Source organism: Paenibacillus sp. JNUCC32 (assembly GCF_014863545.1).
Classification (GTDB): domain Bacteria; phylum Bacillota; class Bacilli; order Paenibacillales; family Paenibacillaceae; genus Paenibacillus_AQ; species Paenibacillus_AQ lautus_A.
Genome location: NZ_CP062260.1, coordinates 4,629,988 through 4,646,691, shown reverse-complemented (window position 1 = coordinate 4,646,691; position 16,704 = coordinate 4,629,988). Strand labels below are relative to the sequence as shown.

The 16,704-nt window shown below is 53.3% G+C and carries 16 protein-coding genes and 1 riboswitch; of the genes, 15 read left to right on the top strand and 1 reads right to left on the bottom strand.

Annotated elements, in window-relative coordinates:
* Position 1 precedes the first annotated feature (1 nt).
* The 12 genes from JNUCC32_RS20675 (at position 2) to JNUCC32_RS20620 (ending at position 12,123) form a co-directional block, all read left to right on the top strand.
* A complete protein-coding gene (locus tag JNUCC32_RS20675; RefSeq protein WP_096774955.1) occupies positions 2-982 on the top strand; it encodes a sensor histidine kinase in 981 nt (326 codons plus the stop codon).
* 680 nt (positions 983-1,662) lie between these two features.
* Positions 1,663-2,433: an ABC transporter ATP-binding protein gene (locus JNUCC32_RS20670; RefSeq protein WP_192569701.1), complete on the top strand. Its 771-nt coding sequence runs from the start codon at positions 1,663-1,665 to the stop codon at positions 2,431-2,433.
* The gene (locus tag JNUCC32_RS20665) at positions 2,408-4,336 is read left to right on the top strand and encodes an FtsX-like permease family protein (RefSeq protein WP_192569700.1); all 1,929 of its coding nucleotides are present in this window, start codon (positions 2,408-2,410) and stop codon (positions 4,334-4,336) included. The genes JNUCC32_RS20670 and JNUCC32_RS20665 overlap by 26 nt, the downstream gene beginning before the upstream one ends.
* 87 nt (positions 4,337-4,423) lie before the next feature.
* Entirely contained in the window at positions 4,424-5,251 is an 828-nt protein-coding gene (locus JNUCC32_RS20660; RefSeq protein ID WP_096774957.1) for an MBL fold metallo-hydrolase, read from the top strand.
* A 258-nt stretch (positions 5,252-5,509) separates the two neighbouring features.
* A complete protein-coding gene (locus JNUCC32_RS20655; RefSeq protein WP_192569699.1) occupies positions 5,510-6,166 on the top strand; it encodes a sigma-70 family RNA polymerase sigma factor in 657 nt (218 codons plus the stop codon).
* Positions 6,166-6,618, top strand: coding sequence for a GNAT family N-acetyltransferase (locus JNUCC32_RS20650; protein WP_228468791.1), 453 nt, complete (start codon positions 6,166-6,168; stop codon positions 6,616-6,618). The genes JNUCC32_RS20655 and JNUCC32_RS20650 overlap by 1 nt, the downstream gene beginning before the upstream one ends.
* Positions 6,619-6,979: 361 nt before the next feature.
* A complete protein-coding gene (locus JNUCC32_RS20645; RefSeq protein WP_192569698.1) occupies positions 6,980-8,146 on the top strand; it encodes a bis-aminopropyl spermidine synthase family protein in 1,167 nt (388 codons plus the stop codon).
* Positions 8,147-8,208: 62 nt separating this feature from the next.
* Complete coding sequence (locus JNUCC32_RS20640) at positions 8,209-10,347, top strand: DNA topoisomerase III (RefSeq protein WP_096774961.1); 2,139 nt, start codon at positions 8,209-8,211, stop codon at positions 10,345-10,347.
* A 107-nt stretch (positions 10,348-10,454) separates the two neighbouring features.
* Positions 10,455-10,592: a hypothetical protein gene (locus tag JNUCC32_RS20635; protein ID WP_012819087.1), complete on the top strand. Its 138-nt coding sequence runs from the start codon at positions 10,455-10,457 to the stop codon at positions 10,590-10,592.
* A 239-nt stretch (positions 10,593-10,831) separates the two neighbouring features.
* Positions 10,832-11,095 carry a DUF1294 domain-containing protein gene (locus JNUCC32_RS20630; protein WP_012819088.1) on the top strand — a complete coding sequence of 88 codons (264 nt, stop codon included), beginning with the start codon at positions 10,832-10,834 and terminating at the stop codon, positions 11,093-11,095.
* Positions 11,096-11,221: 126 nt separating this feature from the next.
* Positions 11,222-11,656, top strand: a complete 435-nt coding sequence (locus tag JNUCC32_RS20625) for a universal stress protein (RefSeq protein WP_012819089.1) — start codon at positions 11,222-11,224, stop codon at positions 11,654-11,656.
* Positions 11,657-11,844: 188 nt separating this feature from the next.
* Positions 11,845-12,123 carry a hypothetical protein gene (locus tag JNUCC32_RS20620; protein WP_096774963.1) on the top strand — a complete coding sequence of 93 codons (279 nt, stop codon included), beginning with the start codon at positions 11,845-11,847 and terminating at the stop codon, positions 12,121-12,123.
* Between the two features lie 31 nt (positions 12,124-12,154).
* Here the strand turns inward: JNUCC32_RS20620 and JNUCC32_RS20615 are convergent, their stop codons facing one another.
* The gene (locus JNUCC32_RS20615) at positions 12,155-12,766 is read right to left on the bottom strand and encodes a histidine phosphatase family protein (RefSeq protein WP_192569697.1); all 612 of its coding nucleotides are present in this window, start codon (positions 12,764-12,766) and stop codon (positions 12,155-12,157) included.
* Between the two features lie 582 nt (positions 12,767-13,348).
* Positions 13,349-13,450, top strand: a riboswitch (purine riboswitch).
* Positions 13,451-13,642: 192 nt separating this feature from the next.
* Between JNUCC32_RS20615 and purE the strand changes: the two genes are divergently transcribed.
* The 3 genes from purE to purB are packed head-to-tail and all read left to right on the top strand — an operon-like array spanning position 13,643 to position 16,611.
* On the top strand, positions 13,643-14,128 hold the full coding sequence (purE, locus tag JNUCC32_RS20610; protein WP_009592351.1) for a 5-(carboxyamino)imidazole ribonucleotide mutase: 486 nt from the start codon (positions 13,643-13,645) through the stop codon (positions 14,126-14,128).
* Positions 14,125-15,312 carry a 5-(carboxyamino)imidazole ribonucleotide synthase gene (gene purK, locus JNUCC32_RS20605; protein ID WP_192569696.1) on the top strand — a complete coding sequence of 396 codons (1,188 nt, stop codon included), beginning with the start codon at positions 14,125-14,127 and terminating at the stop codon, positions 15,310-15,312. The genes purE and purK overlap by 4 nt, the downstream gene beginning before the upstream one ends.
* A gap of 3 nt (positions 15,313-15,315) precedes the next feature.
* Complete coding sequence (gene purB, locus JNUCC32_RS20600; RefSeq protein WP_009592336.1) at positions 15,316-16,611, top strand: adenylosuccinate lyase; 1,296 nt, start codon at positions 15,316-15,318, stop codon at positions 16,609-16,611.
* Positions 16,612-16,704: the final 93 nt, after the last annotated feature.

Here is a 16,704-nt window from a genome sequence, read left to right as displayed (position 1 = left end):
AATGAAGAAGCTGTTTTGGCGTGAGCATTTGCCCCTCATTCTGTTTGTAACCGCGGCCTTGTTCGTGGTGCTGCTCGTATTCTGGTATGACGGCTATGATCATCCGGTGACAGCGGCTTATGCCGTTTTCCTCGGTCTGACCATTCTTGGCGGGTACTTGGCATTCCGGTATTTCACGCACCGGGATTTCTATGAGCGGCTGTCGCAGCCCATCAGGTCGTTGGAGGAATCGATCAAGCATAACGAGTCGGCCCCGCTGCCTACGGCCCTTAGCGAGCTTATGGAAGAGCAGTACCGTCAATACCGCACGGTCATGGAAGAGTGGGAGCGCCGGCGGAAAGAGCATATGATCTTCATGAATCAGTGGGTGCATCAGATGAAAACGCCGCTGTCCGTCATTGAGATGATCACGCAGGAGGATGATAACGACGCCTTCAAGAGTTTATCCGAGGAATCCGACCGGATTCGGCGCGGGCTGGAGATGGTGCTCTACATGTCCAGGCTCGAAACCTTCGAGCAGGATTTCAGCGTGGAGCCCGTGAAGCTTCATCAGGCGGCAGTCGAGGCGGTGCACGAGAACAAGCGTTATTTTATTCACAGTCATGTGTATCCGGAGGTCCGGATCGATTCGGATCTCACCGTTCAGACGGATGCCAAATGGCTTCGGTTCATCATGCTGCAGCTGCTGTCCAACGCCATTAAATATTCTGCCGGAACCGGGCTTAAGGTGACGATCCAGGCCCGCCGGACGGAGGACCACCGCCATGTGGTGCTGGAGATCACGGACCGGGGAATGGGCATACCGCCATCCGACTTGAAGCGGGTGTTCGACCCGTTCTATACCGGGGAAAACGGCCGCAAGCTGAAGGAATCCACCGGCATGGGCTTGTATCTCGTCAAAGAAGTGGTCCATAAAATGAACCACCAAATCGAGCTGGAATCCGAGCCGGGAAGAGGAACGACCGTGAGGCTGATTTTCTGAGGGTGAGACTGGCAATAGTGTAGTCCTGTTGGCGTTTGACTGGCGAAGGCTTATGTTGTCAAGTGAGTTGGAGACTGTCTAAGATCAAGATAACCGGATGGATATAGGCGTCTGAGGTGGGGCAGTCAGACTATATCTAAGTTATCTTTAGCTTATGGAGTGGTGTAATAAGTCACCTAAATACTTTACGAGAACACCTTATCTCGGGTAATTGATGGTTGAATACATCATGAATCCCGGAGATAAGGTTTTTCTTTTGTTTAAATAGGAGTAGGAATCCGCACGCATCAGCGAAAGAGGACGAAACGATTCCGAAGAAGCGAAGCGGTCGCCTTTGCACCCGAATTTTCACCTCGGTGTAATCGTTCAGAAAATTTGGGGGCAACAGCGATCGTAGGAACGTTACGTACTCGAAGCGCCTTTAGAATCGCAAACAGTGACGTACTCGAAGCAGCCTTAAGAATCGCAACAGTGACGTACACGGAGCACCTCTGGAATCGCAACCGTTACGTACCCGAAGCGCCTTTAGAATGGCGACCGTGACGTACCCTGAGCCGGTCTACGCATGAATCTTACACCGATGTAAGGTTGGCGAAAGAGTGATCGATAGGAGATGGCCCGCCCGATGCTATACACTAACCTTACAGGAACGAAATAACGAAAGTGAGGTTTACAACAAGATGGAAATACTTAACGTGCGCAATCTGGGCAAAGTTTATAAGGCCGCGGTGTCCCACGAGGCGCTTTCCAATATCAATCTGAGCATCAACCAAGGGGAATTCGTCGGCATCATGGGCCCCTCCGGCAGCGGAAAAACGACGCTGCTCAACATGATCTCCACCATCGACCGACCTACGTCCGGGGAGATCACCATCGGCGGGGAGGATCCGTTCCGATTATCCCAGGATAAACTCGCCATGTTCCGCCGGCGTGAGCTGGGGTTTGTCTTTCAGTCCTTCAACCTGCTGAATACGCTGACGGTGAAGGAGAATATCCTGCTCCCCCTGGCGCTGGACGGCGTGGATCTGGATGAGATGAACCGCCGGGTCGGCATTTTGGCCGATAAACTGGGCATCACATCGATTCTGGACAAGCGGACTTATGAAATATCGGGGGGACAGGCGCAGCGGACGGCGATAGCGCGGGCCATGATCCACGTACCGAAGCTGGTTCTGGCCGATGAGCCGACAGGCAACCTGGACTCCAAGTCGGCCCGCGACGTCATGGAAATGATGGACCGGAGAAACAAGGAAGACCAAGTGACCATGCTGCTGGTCACCCATGACCCGGTGGCAGCAAGCTACTGCAATCGGGTGGTGTTTATCAAGGACGGGCAGTTGTACAACGAAATCACGTACGGCGACAGCCAATCGGCCTTTTATCAAAAAATCATCAACGTGTTATCGCTGCTGGGAGGTTCGGGACATGAATTTTCGCCAGTTCGCCGTTAACAATGTCCTGCGCAGCAAGCGCACGTATATTGCCCATTTCCTGAGCAGTGCCTTCTCCGTCATGATTTTCTTTACCTACGGGCTGCTGTCGTTTCACCCACAGCTGAAGGACGGCCTGGTCTCCTCCAGCGGTACCATGTCCATGCTGGGTACGATGGGCATGACGGTATCCCAGTACATCGTGTTCGTTTTTTCATTTTTCTTTCTGCTGTATTCGGTGGGGGCTTTCATCAAGGTTCGGAAAAAGGAGTTCGGCATTCTGCTGATCCTCGGCATGTCCCGCAAGCAATTGAACCGGATGTTGTTCATCGAGAATATCCTGATTGGCGCTGCAGCGATCGTAGTCGGCATCGGAACGGGATTGCTGTTCTCCAAGCTGATCCTGCTAATCAGCGCCAAGCTGCTGGCCGTGGATAAGGGACTTCCGTTTTATTTTCCGCTCGAATCGCTGATCGTTACGGCTGCGGCTTATGCCGTATTGTTCCTGCTGATTGCGTTGTTCTCCTCGTTCATGCTGCGGAAGGGCACGCTGCTCGCCCTGGTGAAAGCAGAGGAAAGCCCGAAGCCGCAGCCGAAAGCATCGCCTTGGCTGGCCGTGCTGGCTGTCCTGCTGATCGGAACCGGTTACGGCATGGTCATGGTTTTTGCCATTCTCCAAATCTTCAATCTGTTCCTGCTGCTTGGCGGCGTTATATTCGTCATTATCGGCACGTATTTTCTCTTCACTCAGTTCAGCGTGTTTTTTATGCGGTATCTGCAGAAGAAAGAGCGGTTCTTCTTTCGCCGAACCAACCTGCTGACGATCTCGGAGCTGCTGTACAGAATCAAAGACAATGCGGTGATGTTCTTCCTCGTATCGGTCATCTCGGCATCCGCCTTTACCGGGATCGGCACCACGCTTGCAATCGGGGATCCCGGCCTGTCGGCCATGGAGAATCCTTATGCCTATACGTACACTATGAATGATGAGAACGCTGATAAAGGGAATCGTCATCTTGATATGATCAGGGAGGAGCTCAAGAAGGGCGGATTTCAGTACAAGGAGGCGGAGGTTACTCCGATATTTTCGGATAACGGGATCAATCTGATTAAGCTCAGCGAATATAACAGTCTTATTCAGTCGATGGGTTACCCGTCAGAAACATTGGGCGACCTGGAAGGCATCCTGACCCCTGGGACCGTCACGGAGAAGAACAGCTACCGAATCGATGGTCCTGGTAATGATCAATTCGACGTGATAAACGGGAAAACATCGGAAATCGTCAAGGTGCTCAAAGCCGAAACGTTCATTGCGGTGCCCGCGACCTACGGCGATACGCTGGTCGTATCCGACCGCCTGTACAAGGATGTGCTCCAGGCACAAGAGGATCAGGAATTCGGTTATGCGGCATTCCATACGTTTTACGTGCAGGATTGGAAGAATACGGGGGATGTGTCCAGATCGATTCAGGAACGTCTTAAAGAGCCGGAAGACTACAGCTATTATCTCAAGTCATTGTACTTGGATTGGAAAAGCGCCCAGCAGCAGAACGGCATTCTGCTTATGGTTAGCGGCCTGGTCGGCATCGTGTTCTTTACCTTCGCGGCAAGCTTTGTATATTTCCGGCTGTACGCGGATCTTGCCCGGGACGAACAGCAGTATCGCATGATTGCCAAGGTGGGACTCAGCAAAAAAGAGCTTGGCACCATCATTACCAAGCAGCTTGTCATTATGTTCTTTTTGCCGATGTTAATCGCACTCATCCATAGCGGCGTTGCCTTTGTTGCGCTTCAGCAGCTGGTAGACTTCTCGATCGTAGGGCATAGTTTGAAGATCTTCATCTTCTTCCTGAGCATCCAGATCATGTATTTCTTTATTACTCGCTGGCGTTATCTGGAGCGTCTCAACAAAATCATTCAGTAAAAACCGCCATTTCTTCGTTGAAAAGGGCCAAAACGGGTATGTTATTACAAGAAGCACTCAACAACGAGAAATGGGGGCGATTCCATAATGAATGATCACAGCATGTTAAAGACGGGTGCCGTAGAGACCGAAGAGGTTACGACCGATATTCTTTCCTTGCGTACCGTCATGGTGAACGTCCAAATGATCGGTACGCCGGGAACCGGTGACTGGGTGCTGATTGATACGGGACTCGGAAATTTCGAAGGCTCCATTGCGGAAGAAGCGGAGAACCGATTCGGCAAGCCGCCAGTGGCCATCGTGCTGACGCATGGCCATTTCGACCATGTGGGCAATGTGAAGGAATTGGCCGATCGCTGGAACGTTCCCGTCTACGCACACCCGAGCGAACTGCCGTTTCTTACGGGACAAGAAGACTATCCTCCGGGGGATCCGAGCGTAGGCGGGGGATTGATGGCCCGCGTTGCTCCCATGTATCCGAACAAAGCCATCGATCTGGGATCGAGGATACGACCGCTGCCGGAGGACGGAAGCGTACCCGGTCTTCCCGAATTCAAATGGCTGCCGACGCCGGGGCATAGCCCCGGACATGTTTCCCTGTTCCGCGAACGGGATCGGGTCCTCGTAGCGGGAGACGCGGTCATTACGGTGAAGCAGGAGTCGGCGCTTGCCGTCATCGGGCAGGAGAAGGAGCTTCACGGTCCGCCGATGTATTTTACTCCGGATTGGGATCTGGCGCGTGAATCGGTTCGCCGCCTGGCAAGCCTGAATCCCGAAATTCTGGTCACGGGGCACGGCGTCTCCATGCGCGGTGAAGAACTAACGACTTCGCTTGCGCGGTTGGCCCGGGACTTTGACCGTTTGGCCGTTCCCGAGCAAGGTCGGTATGTGGATAAGGATGCGGATGGAAAGTGAATCGAGGGCAGCATTTAATTTTCATGGCATGAACGATTTATAGGCTAAACGAGACACCGTGAGGTTAACGACCTTGCGGTGTCTTTTCATATGTTGAAGATTCAATATGGAAAGAATGAACGGAACTGTGCGAAAATGTAGGTGATCGCGGCACCCGCTTTTTTCAAAAAAAATAATAAAGTGCGTGAACCTGGGTGCGCTCTCAGGCATCTAACTTATGTAAGGCCCGAGGAAGCGCCACAAAGGAGGTCTCATAACGTGAACAAAAACAAGAAATCCGATATAGAGCGCGATGTTCGGCTTGCCCAGCAGGGGGACCCGGAAGCTTTCAGCAGGCTGATCCTTGCTAACGAGCGTAATTTGTACGGTTTGGCCCGTCTGTATCTGAAGCGGGAAGAGGACTGCGCGGATGCCGTACAGGAAACGATCGTAAAATCCTTCGCAGCTATGCCTTCCTTGAAAGAGCCTGCTTTTTTCAAAACATGGCTGAGCCGCATTCTCATTCATGAATGCCTGCAATTGCTGCGCTCCCAGCAGCGGCAGCGTACCGTTGCGCCTGTCGATGAGGTTGCCGATGCAATGCCGTATGAAGCGATCGAGCTTAAGGAGGCCGTAGCACATCTGGAAGACGATTTACGCAGGGTCATTCAGCTTCACTATTACAGGGATATGCCGATCAGAGCTATCGCCGAAATCGCAGGAATACCGGAAGGAACGGTGAAATCCCGTCTGCACCGGGCGCGCGCCATATTGGCGGAAAGACTGGAATCCTCCACGGAAAGGAACGTGAGCCATCACCCGATAGTTTGTAAGGAGTCGAGTCTGAATGACTTTGCTCCTATATATAATGCGATTCCGGCGGGAAGGCTTGCCGACTTCAACAAGATGCAAGGATCATGGGGGGCAGCCGCTTAATGGGAAAGAATCCGAATGTCAGATGGATGGACGAATCCGATCTTGAGCCATGCTCCGAGCTGATGCTCAAGGTCTTTAACGGCGAACCCTGGTTCGACCAGTGGGACTCTGTGCTGCATGTACAGCAATACCTTAAGGAATTTATGGACAATCCGGTGTTCCTGGGATTCGTTATCGAACAGGAGGGCAGCATCCTGGGAGCCTCCTTTGGCCATACAAAGAGCTGGTACAGCGGCAAGGAGTACCATATCCAGGAATATTTCATCGATACCGGTTTGCAGCGCAGCGGTCTAGGCTCGGCGCTCATGAATGGAATGAAGGCCTACTTACATTCGATGAACATTCGTTGCATGGTACTGCTAACGGGAAAGGGGCTTCCGGCCGAAGATTTTTATCGGAAGCATGGTTTTGAAGTGAAGCAGGACATTATTTTTATGTCCAACAAGTTTTAAGCGGTTTGATAATTCGATTGAAATAGGGGAGTTGTCTTGATGTCGGTGCGTGTTCTTAACTAACCAAATTTTATAGGACTCTGGCAAGCGCTTTGCGAAAAAACCTTACTGATGCGAGGTTTATTTGCGATGGCTCGAAGGCTGGAGTCCACCTGGTTAAGAACACAACAGCCATCCATAATCATATTGACTGTACATAGCCGTACCCTGGGTACGGCTTCCCGCTCAAGGGGCAGAAGGTGGACGATGGTTCATGGACTTCTGTCCCTTTTTCATGTCGGTTTATCAGCTCGCAGGGGGTCGTGTGTGTTCTTTTCCAGGGGAAGTGCAACCCATACTCAGGAAGAGAGCGTGATTTCACATGATCCATTATATAGAAGAGGTAAAAAAGAAGGTTTCCCTGCAGGAAGGTACCCAGGTGATCGAACAGCTGCTGACAGCAAGTTATATGCGCCCGGGCATATCCACCAAGGAGCTGGCACGCCATACCTGTCTGCCGCTTCCGGTCGCTGCCGCGATCAAGAAGGAGTTCATCAAAGCCGGAGCACTCGTTCAAGAGCGGGGAGTGCGCTGCACCTCTGCCGGAAAGCTCTATGTCGAACAACAGCTGGGATACGGCGGCATCGATATCGATCTGTATCATACGCTGCTGGCCGGCGAAGCGGATTGGCGGACGGAGCTTTCCGATGTGCTGGCGAGACTCACGGAGATTCTGGACCAGCGCCCGCAGGTCGATGTTCAAATCGACCAATCCCAATGCACAGTCGAGACGAGTCTCAGGAGGGCGATTCTGTGCCTGAGGGAGCACAGCCTGATCGGGAAAAACATCCTGTGCGTGGGCGACGACGATCTCGTGAGCATTTCGCTTGGCCTGCTGCTGAAACGGCTCTTCCCGAACGCCAAGGGGCAGAGAGCGGGCCTCACCGTGATGGATATCGATGAACGCTTCCTGCGGTTTATCGGTGACGTGGCTGCAAGGGAAGATGTATCGGTTACATGCAGGCATGCCGATCTCAGACGGCCTCTGCCCCAGGAATGGAAAGGGCAATACGATTGCTTTTTCACGGATCCGCCGTATACGCTCCAAGGCTTGACCTTGTTCTTGTCCCGTGGCCTCAGCGCGTTGAAGCCTGTGAAGGGCTGCCCCATCTTTCTCTCGTTTGCGCATAAATCACCCGACTTCACATGGTCCATGCAGCGCGAATTCGTCCGCATGGGGTTGTCGGTCAGACAGGTTCAGCTTCATTTCAATCAATATATCGGAGCGCAGATGATCGGCAATAGCGGCCAAATGATCGTGCTGACAACGACGGAATATACGGATCCGCCGATTAAGGGTTCTTTTGAGGATGAGCTTTATACAGGCGAGGTTCGGCGGACGGTCCGAACCTACCGATGCACCCAATGCCAGAGCGAGCTGCAGGTGGGCGTGCAGGGCGATTTTACCACGATCGAGGATTTGAAGAAGCAGGGCTGTCCGGCATGTGCCCATCATGCGTTCACCCGGCTGGCGAAGAAAATGATCTGATTCGTTTTTGTGGAAACAATCGCTGGGAGGTTATAATAGGGGAACAGAGGAAGGGGAGGGCTATGAAAGTATTAGTATTGGCTGAGAAGCCGTCCGTTGCGAAGGAAATTGCGAGAGTGATGGGCAGCCGCGAGAAGCAGAAGAATTATTTTGAAGGACCGAAATATATTGTGACCTGGGCGCTTGGACATTTGGTGGGGCTTGCCGAACCCGAGGACTATGATAAGAAGTACCAGACCTGGGCGCTGGAGGATCTGCCGATCCTGCCGGACAACACGAGGCTTAAGGTGTTGAAGGAAACAAGCCACCAGTTCAAGACGGTGCAGCATCTGATGAAGCGTTCGGACGTCGGGGAGATGATTATTGCCACCGATGCCGCCCGCGAAGGGGAACTCCTTGCACGCTGGATCCTGAAAATGGCGAAGTGGAACAAGCCGTTCAAACGGTTATGGATTTCTTCCCAGACGGATAAGGCAATCAAGGAAGGTTTCGCATCCCTCAAGCCGGGGCAGCAGTTCGACCGGTTGTACGAGTCCGCACGCTGCAGGGCTGAAGCGGATTGGATGGTTGGACTGAACGTGACGCGCGCGCTGACGACCAAATTCAATGCGCAGCTGTCCGCAGGCCGGGTTCAGACGCCGACGCTCGGAATGATCATGGACCGCGAGAAGGAGATCGTGAATTTCCGCTCCCAGGAATACGAGACGCTGCAGGCGGATCTCGGAAGCTTTGAGGTTTCGTGGCGTCCGGCCGGCGGAGACGGCCGTTTATTCGAGAAGGACAAGGCCGCCAAGCTGAAGCAGAAGCTGGAAGGCAGCACGGGAAAAATCGTGAGCGTGAAAAAGAGCGAGAAAACCGAACCGCATCCGCTGGCATACGATTTGACCGAGCTGCAGCGGGATGCCAACCGCCGATTCGGGTTCTCGGCCAAGCAGACCTCGAATGTGCTGCAGCGACTGTACGAGCAGCATAAGCTGGTCACCTATCCGCGCACGGACAGCCGTTACCTGACATCCGATATGGTCGGGACGTTGAAGGAAAGGCTGTCGAGCATTGCGATCGGACCGTATGCGTCCATTGCGCGCCCGCTGCTTCGCAAGAATTTGTCGCCAGGCAAACGGGTCGTGGACGACAGCAAGGTTACGGATCACCATGCCATCATTCCTACCGAACAGACCGTGCTGCTGAATCAGCTGTCGGTCGATGAACGCAAGCTGTACGATCTCATCGTGCGCCGGTTCATCAGCTTGTTCTATCCTCCTGCCCGTTACGATAACGTATCGGTGACCGTGCAGATTGAAGGCGAACAGCTCTATGCGAAAGGGACAACGATCAAGGACAGCGGATGGCGCGAGGTGTATGGTGGCGACTATGAGGATGACACGGACGACGAGAGTGACGATGGTCAAGGCCCATCTTCTTCGGGCAAGCTCCTGCCGGAGCTGAAAGAAGGAGAATCGGTGAAGGTGGTCCGCTGCGTGCTGAAGCCGGGACGGACCCAGCCGCCGAAGCGGTATAACGAGGCGGCGCTGCTCTCCCAGATGGAGAAGCACGGCCTTGGAACCCCGGCAACCCGGGCCGACATCATCGAGAAGCTGGTCAGCTCCGACACGATCGAACGGCAGGGGCAAACCCTCCATCCGACAGGCAAAGGCAAGCAGCTGATCGAGCTGGTTGCTCCGGAGCTCCGGACGCCGGAGCTTACGGCGCGGTGGGAAGCCGAGCTCGAGCGGATCGCGAAGGGGCAGGGCAAGCCGGAACCGTTCCTGCGCGGCATACGGGATATGACCAAGAAGCTGGTCACGGACGTGAAGGGAAGCGAAGCGGAATACAAGCCGCATAATGTTTCGAACAGCCACTGTCCGGATTGCGGCACACGGCTGCTCGAGAAGAAGACCAAGCGCGGCAAGCTGCTTGTCTGCCCGAGTGACGATTGCGGGTACAAGCGCTCAGGCGAGAAACGCCTGTCCAACCGCCGTTGTCCGCAGTGCCATAAGAAGATGGAGATGAAGGAAGGCAAGGCGGGGCTGTTCGTGCAGTGCCTTGGCTGCGGCATTACGGAAACGCTGAAGAAGGACGCCAAGCACGTGAACAAACGCGAGGAGCGGAAGCTCGTGCAGCAGTACAGCAAGCAGGAGTCGATCGGTTCCAACCTGGGCGATCTGTTGAAGGCAGCGCTTGAGCAGAAAGGGAAGGAATAGTCTCTCGAGCGTTAATCTCATAGGGCTAAGATGGATTGCGTTTTTCTTGCCGTTGTTAGCATAACCTCGGGTGCAATGGCCCATTCTACGGACAGGGGGTGATTTGCATGCCGAACCATAAAGCGAGAAAGACCGAAAACCAGCAGAACAAATCAAGCATTCTGGAGGAGAGCAAAACCCTCAAGCCGAAAAAGGCTGCAGACTATGTTCCGAGCCTGAACGAAATATCCAAGAACGAATCTTGATGGCTCGTGGCGGTTAAGAAATGTTTGGGTTGTCATTATGCCGGGCACGGGCCGGTCGGATCTTACAACCGCCGGCCGGTGTCCTCGTAATGGCATCAGGGACAGCGCTTGGCGTCATGCCCCTAAGGCATGGCCGGGCATTGTCTTCATCAGCCTGCGGTTTTATAATAGCGGTAGAACGTATAGCTAATGGCTGATTGGCAAGATCGATCAGTTGAAATGGGGGTGCGTGAACCAACGTGAGACCTGCACTGATCGTTTGGTTTATTTTTATCAACGCGGTAGCCTATCTGGTCATGTCCGAGGATAAACGGCGTGCCCGGCTGGGGCGGGATCGCGTTCCGGAGAGGACGCTTTTTCTGTTGGCCGCCATAGGCGGGGCTTTGGGCGTATGGATCGCGATGTACCGCAAGCGTCATAAGACGAGGCATTTATCATTTAAAGTCGGAGTACCGCTGCTGCTAGTCGTAAACGTTGCATTGTATACGTATTTCTGGGGTTAGCTTGTTTGTTGCCATGATTTACATAGGGGTGTCGCCGACAGTTAGTCGGCAAGCTCGTTTCATACCGGTATGAAGCTGTTTAATAATAAGTAGTAGGTCTTTTAACAACAGAAAGAGGTGGCCTGTATGCTTTTTACTAAAATTCTTCTAGCTTACGACGGCTCCAAAGCAGCGAATAAAGCGCTCGGACGTGCAGTGGAACTTGCCAAGGTAACGCCGGGAGCGACGCTGGATGTCATTCATGCTTACGATTTTCCTCGCTTCTTCGTTGGGGAAGGGCTTGCCCCGATTCCAGCTTCACTCAATAAAGATGTTTACGATCTGGCCGTGCAGACGACGGAGGAAATCCGCGAGCGGATCGAGAATTCGGGCGTTAACGGTCAAGTGGAGATGATCCAGGGTCCTCCGGCCGAGGTCATCCTGGAGTATGCGGATCAGAACGGCAGTGACCTGATTGTCATCGGCAGCCGCGGTCTTGGCGGCATCCGCGAGTTCGTGCTGGGCAGTGTCAGCCATAACGTGGTGCAGCATGCAACGATTCCGGTACTTGTCGTAAAATAATGTGGAAGGGACGCGAAGGCGTCCCTTTTTGATAGGAACGTATACACTTCAGTCGACTCACCCTCCTGATCTCGCAAGAAAAAAATCGTCAAATGCGGTCTATCTTCTTATGAGATACGTCGATCGATTTTTTTCTTATAGCGCAGTTCATGTTGGGTGTTCGTGATTATTTGGTCAAAGGAGGTCCTATGGAAATTATACTTCTTATCATCTTGGTCGTTCTGGTCGGACTTATGGCTTCAAGCCGAATGACGGCCATAGAGAAGCGAATGAAACGGCAGCAGGCCGCGTTGAACCAAATCGCAAGCCATTTAGGAATACCCGAGCCGCCGGTGCCTGCGGAAGTCAAACGGCTGCTGCAGGAAGGGCAGGATATTAAAGCGATTAAAACCGTAAGGGAAGAATTGGGATTGTCTCTGGTTGAAGCCAAACAATATGTAGATGCCATCAAGCATGGGGAGCGGTAGAACAGGCATGACGTGAATGTACGATGCTCGATTATAAGTGAGGGGTGGCATTCTCGATGGTAAGCTCCCAACGCCCGTCGCGATACTCGATTCGGTGCAGCCCGGTGTTCGCCGCCGGGAAGAACGGATTCTTATTGGTCCAAGCCGTATCTTTAATTAGATGATAAATGATGTTGATCACTCCCCCGTGTGTGACAACCAGTACGTTCTCATGATGATCCGCCGATTCCTGATCCTGGCATAGTTTGGTGAAGGTATCCTTGATCCGCTGGAAATTTTCTAGCGGGCTCTCACCTCCAGGGTATTTCTCGTCCATCCGTAAGCTGGAAAAATACATCCCGGGGAATTTCTCTTCCGCTAATGCGTGGGGCATTCCAGCGAGCAGACCGTTGTTGGTCTCCCGCCATTCCTCGGAGCCGATCAGCGGCAGGCTAAGTTTATCAGCAATGATTGCGGCTGTCTGACAAGACCTTTGCAGATCGCTGCAAATGATCCGCTGGATATTAAATTCATGCTTGTGTTCATTCAAGTACTGCCCCAGCTTCTCCGCTTGCCTGATCCCTTCATCGGTGAGCCCGCGCTGGCTCCATCCTCCGCGATATCCTTCTTCGTCCTGACCATGCCTTACGAAATAGATAGCCATTGGTTCCTCCTTAGAAATAGATTCTGCTTAGTGACATCCAAATATAAATGTCTGATTAGATATTTTGTCGTATTTCATAGTCACGTCGGATGATAAGATTTCGACACTCGCCCCCATCTTCCTTGCAAGTAATGAATGAAAGAGCAGAATACGGTCTTATTTTATTCTGCGATAACACTTTTCCCTTACCCTCAATGCAGCAGCATAAAATTCTTCATTGAAGAAACTCCAGCGGAGCGGACGAATCGTGGATGGAGAAGCGCCAGCGTTCGCCTTTAAACACGGGAAACCTCCATTATAGTTCAATCCAGTTTCCCGTGTTTAACAGCGATCGGAATCACGATGCGTCAGCGCAGCGCTGCCAATTGCTCAACATGTACTGCTTACAGCTATTCATGTCCGACATTTGCCACGCCTTTTAAAGCCCGCAGTCTCCAGGAAGTTTTTGCTGCTGCATGCTCACTTGCCAGATACGAACATTATTTTTTCTATAAATCCGATTGTTCGTGTTTAGGTTGACATTAGGTGTCAGAAATTGATAAACTGAGGATGTTGAGGTTCAAAATAACTTATGAAGCATGATTGATGAAATTGAATATGTCTCGTATAAAGCCGGGGATATGGCCCGGAAGTCTCTACCCGAAAACCGTAAATTTTCGGACTACGAAGGAATACAAACGGTGCGGCAACGACGGGGCTTGGCTTCATGTTTGCTTCTTAGGCGGCGGATGCGCAAGACTCTTCCGCTTGACGCAGGCGGCAGCGTTCGTAATCCTTGTATGTCCGAGACCTGCACAGAACTTTGTGTTTACGGGATCGGACTTTTTTTTCAGCAGTCATATGAATGTCGAATTTCGCAGAAAGCGGGGGTAACTCATGACAGCACAAGTAGGAGTCATTATGGGAAGCCAATCAGATTGGGATACGATGTCCCATGCATGCCAGGTGCTAGACGAGCTTGAAATTCCTTATGAGAAAAAAGTCGTATCCGCTCACCGGACGCCGGACCTGATGTTCCGTTATGCCGAGGAAGCGGAGGGCCGGGGGCTTCGCGTCATTATCGCCGGAGCCGGCGGAGCTGCGCACCTGCCCGGGATGGTCGCTTCGAAAACGGTGCTGCCGGTCATCGGCGTTCCGGTTAAATCGAAAGCGTTGAAGGGTCTGGATTCATTGCTGTCGATCGTACAGATGCCAGGGGGCATTCCGGTGGCAACCGTAGCGATCGGCAAAGCCGGAGCCACGAACGCCGGGTTGCTCGCAGCCCAAATTCTGGGCACCTCGGATGCAGGGATTCGCGAAAGAGTGCAAGCGCGCCGGGACCGGATCCGGGACGAAGTGCTGGAAAGCAGCGATAACCTATGATGGAGAACGGAGCACAGCAGATGCGAGCATCCGGCAGAAAGCTTTTGCCGGGTTCCGTCATTGGCGTACTCGGCGGCGGGCAGCTCGGACGAATGATCGCGCTGGACGGAATCCGGATGGGATATTCGTTTGTCACCCTTGATCCGACGCCAAACTCTCCGCTCGGCCAGATGGCCGAGCAGGTTACGGCCCGTTACGACGACGTCGAGGCTGCCCGGCAGCTCGCGGCGAAGGCCGATGTCATTACCTACGAATTCGAAAATGTCGATGCGGGCGTGGCCCAGCTTCTGGAGGAGCAGTCTTATGTTCCTCAGGGAAGCAAGCTGCTGTACACTACGCAGCACCGCTTGCGCGAGAAGGCCGCGATCGAAGCGGCCGGCGTGCCGGTTGCACCGTATCGTGAAATAACAAGCTTGGAAGATTTGTTGTCCGCCGCCTCCGAACTTGGACTTCCATGCGTGCTAAAGACCGCCACGGGAGGTTATGATGGTAAAGGGCAAGCGGTTCTCCGCAGCGAAGATGAACTCGAATCGGCTTACAAGGAGCTGGCTGCCAGCGGGACTGAGCTGGTATTGGAGAAGTTCGTCAAGTTCGCATGCGAGATCTCCGTCATTGCGGCGCGTACGCCCAGCGGCATCGTGAAGAGCTTCCCGCCGGCAGAGAACGTGCACGTCAACAATATTTTGCACTTGTCGATTGTGCCTGCGCGCGTGCCGAGCGAAGTAAAGCGCAAAGCATGCCAGCTCGCGGAACGCGTGGCTGAAGGTTTGGGAGCTGTTGGCCTGCTGGCCGTCGAGATGTTTGTGACCGAGGAGGGGGAGTTGTTCGTGAATGAGCTTGCACCTCGTCCGCATAACTCGGGGCACTACACGATGGAGGCATGCTCAACCTCTCAATTCGAGCAGCATGTGAGAGCGATTTGCGATCTGCCGCTCGGGGATACGACGCTGCTGAGCCCGGTCGTCATGGTGAACCTCCTGGGGCAGCATCTGGAGGAAGCGGTACGGCGTTTTGGAGAGCACGACGCGCTTGCAGAGTCTCTCGGCGTTGTGCCCAAGCTTCATCTTTACGGCAAAAGCGAGGCGAAGGCTAACCGCAAGATGGGACATATCAACCTCTTGTGCGGGGACGTCGATGACGCGCTCGAATGGGTAGAGAAAACTAATATTTGGAGGCAGGATTAAACGATGATTGAACGTTACAGCAGACCGGAAATGCGGGCGATTTGGACCGAGGAGAACAAGTTCAGAGCATGGCTGGAAGTGGAATTGTGCGCATGCGAGGCATGGGCCGACCTTGGCGTCATTCCGAAGGAGGACACCGTTAAGCTTCGCCAGAATGCGACCTTCAATATAGATCGGATTTACGAAATCGAGCAGGAAACCCGCCATGATGTCATCGCTTTTACCCGTGCGGTGTCGGAAAGCCTTGGCGAGGAGCGCAAATGGGTCCACTACGGCTTGACTTCGACGGATGTGGTGGATACCGCGATGGGATATCTGCTCAAGCAAGCCAACGATATTCTGGAGCAGGACATCCTGCGCTTTATCGGTATTTTGAAAGAGAAAGCACTGGCTTACAAGCATACCCCGATGATGGGCAGAACGCATGGCGTGCATGCAGAGCCGACGACCTTCGGCTTGAAAATGGCGCTGTGGCATGAAGAAATGATCCGCAATCTGGAGCGTTTCCGCCATGCGGCTGACGGCGTGCAGTACGGCAAAATTTCGGGTGCTGTCGGCACGTATGCTAATATCGATCCTTCGGTCGAAGAATTCGTTTGCCGCAAACTCGGCACGAAGGCGGCGCCGATCTCGACCCAGACGCTGCAGCGTGACCGTCACGCGGAATACATGGCGACGCTTGCCCTTATCGCTACTTCGCTCGAGAAATTCGCTACCGAAGTACGCGCGCTCCAGAAGAGTGAGGTTCGCGAAGTAGAAGAGGCATTCGCCAAAGGACAAAAGGGTTCCTCCGCAATGCCGCATAAACGGAATCCGATCGGTTCGGAGAACATCTCGGGCCTTGCCCGCGTCATTCGCGGCCACATGGTTTCCGCTTACGAGAACGTGTCGCTCTGGCATGAGCGGGATATTTCCCACTCCTCGGTAGAACGTATCATCCTGCCGGACGCTACGATGCTGCTGAACTACATGCTGAACCGCTTCGGCAACATCGTGAAGAACCTGACGGTCTTCCCGGAGAACATGAAGCGCAACATGGCCCGCACATATGGCGTTCCTTTCTCCGGCCGGATCCTGACGAAGCTGATCGACAAGGGCTTCAGCCGCGAGCAAGCGTACGACACCGTTCAGCCACGCGCCATGCAGGCGTGGGAAGAGCAGCGTCAATTCCGCGAGATCGTGGAATCCACGCCTGAGATCACCGAGGTGCTCAGCGCCGAAGAGATCGAAGATGCCTTCAATCCAAGCTGGCATCTGAAGCATGTGGATACGATTTTTGCCAAGCTGGGACTGGAGTAATTAAGATACCAAATTAATCCGCATTCATAAAAGATCTAGAGAAATTCAATTTCTACAACGGAGAAGGCGGAATTGTTTTGGAGAAGCGATAGC

Excerpts from the sequence above, each read along its gene's own strand:
- JNUCC32_RS20635 (WP_012819087.1), top strand. The coding sequence starts at position 10,455 with ATGCCGAACCATAAAGCGAGAAAGACCGAAAACCAGCAGAACAAATCA.
- purE (WP_009592351.1), top strand. The coding sequence starts at position 13,643 with ATGACAGCACAAGTAGGAGTCATTATGGGAAGCCAATCAGATTGGGAT.
- JNUCC32_RS20660 (WP_096774957.1), top strand. The coding sequence starts at position 4,424 with ATGAATGATCACAGCATGTTAAAGACGGGTGCCGTAGAGACCGAAGAG.
- purB (WP_009592336.1), top strand. The coding sequence starts at position 15,316 with ATGATTGAACGTTACAGCAGACCGGAAATGCGGGCGATTTGGACCGAG.
- JNUCC32_RS20645 (WP_192569698.1), top strand. The coding sequence starts at position 6,980 with ATGATCCATTATATAGAAGAGGTAAAAAAGAAGGTTTCCCTGCAGGAA.
- JNUCC32_RS20615 (WP_192569697.1), bottom strand. The coding sequence starts at position 12,766 with ATGGCTATCTATTTCGTAAGGCATGGTCAGGACGAAGAAGGATATCGC.
- JNUCC32_RS20625 (WP_012819089.1), top strand. The coding sequence starts at position 11,222 with ATGCTTTTTACTAAAATTCTTCTAGCTTACGACGGCTCCAAAGCAGCG.
- JNUCC32_RS20640 (WP_096774961.1), top strand. The coding sequence starts at position 8,209 with ATGAAAGTATTAGTATTGGCTGAGAAGCCGTCCGTTGCGAAGGAAATT.
- JNUCC32_RS20675 (WP_096774955.1), top strand. The coding sequence starts at position 2 with ATGAAGAAGCTGTTTTGGCGTGAGCATTTGCCCCTCATTCTGTTTGTA.
- JNUCC32_RS20665 (WP_192569700.1), top strand. The coding sequence starts at position 2,408 with ATGAATTTTCGCCAGTTCGCCGTTAACAATGTCCTGCGCAGCAAGCGC.
- JNUCC32_RS20620 (WP_096774963.1), top strand. The coding sequence starts at position 11,845 with ATGGAAATTATACTTCTTATCATCTTGGTCGTTCTGGTCGGACTTATG.
- JNUCC32_RS20670 (WP_192569701.1), top strand. The coding sequence starts at position 1,663 with ATGGAAATACTTAACGTGCGCAATCTGGGCAAAGTTTATAAGGCCGCG.
- purK (WP_192569696.1), top strand. The coding sequence starts at position 14,125 with ATGATGGAGAACGGAGCACAGCAGATGCGAGCATCCGGCAGAAAGCTT.
- JNUCC32_RS20650 (WP_228468791.1), top strand. The coding sequence starts at position 6,166 with ATGGGAAAGAATCCGAATGTCAGATGGATGGACGAATCCGATCTTGAG.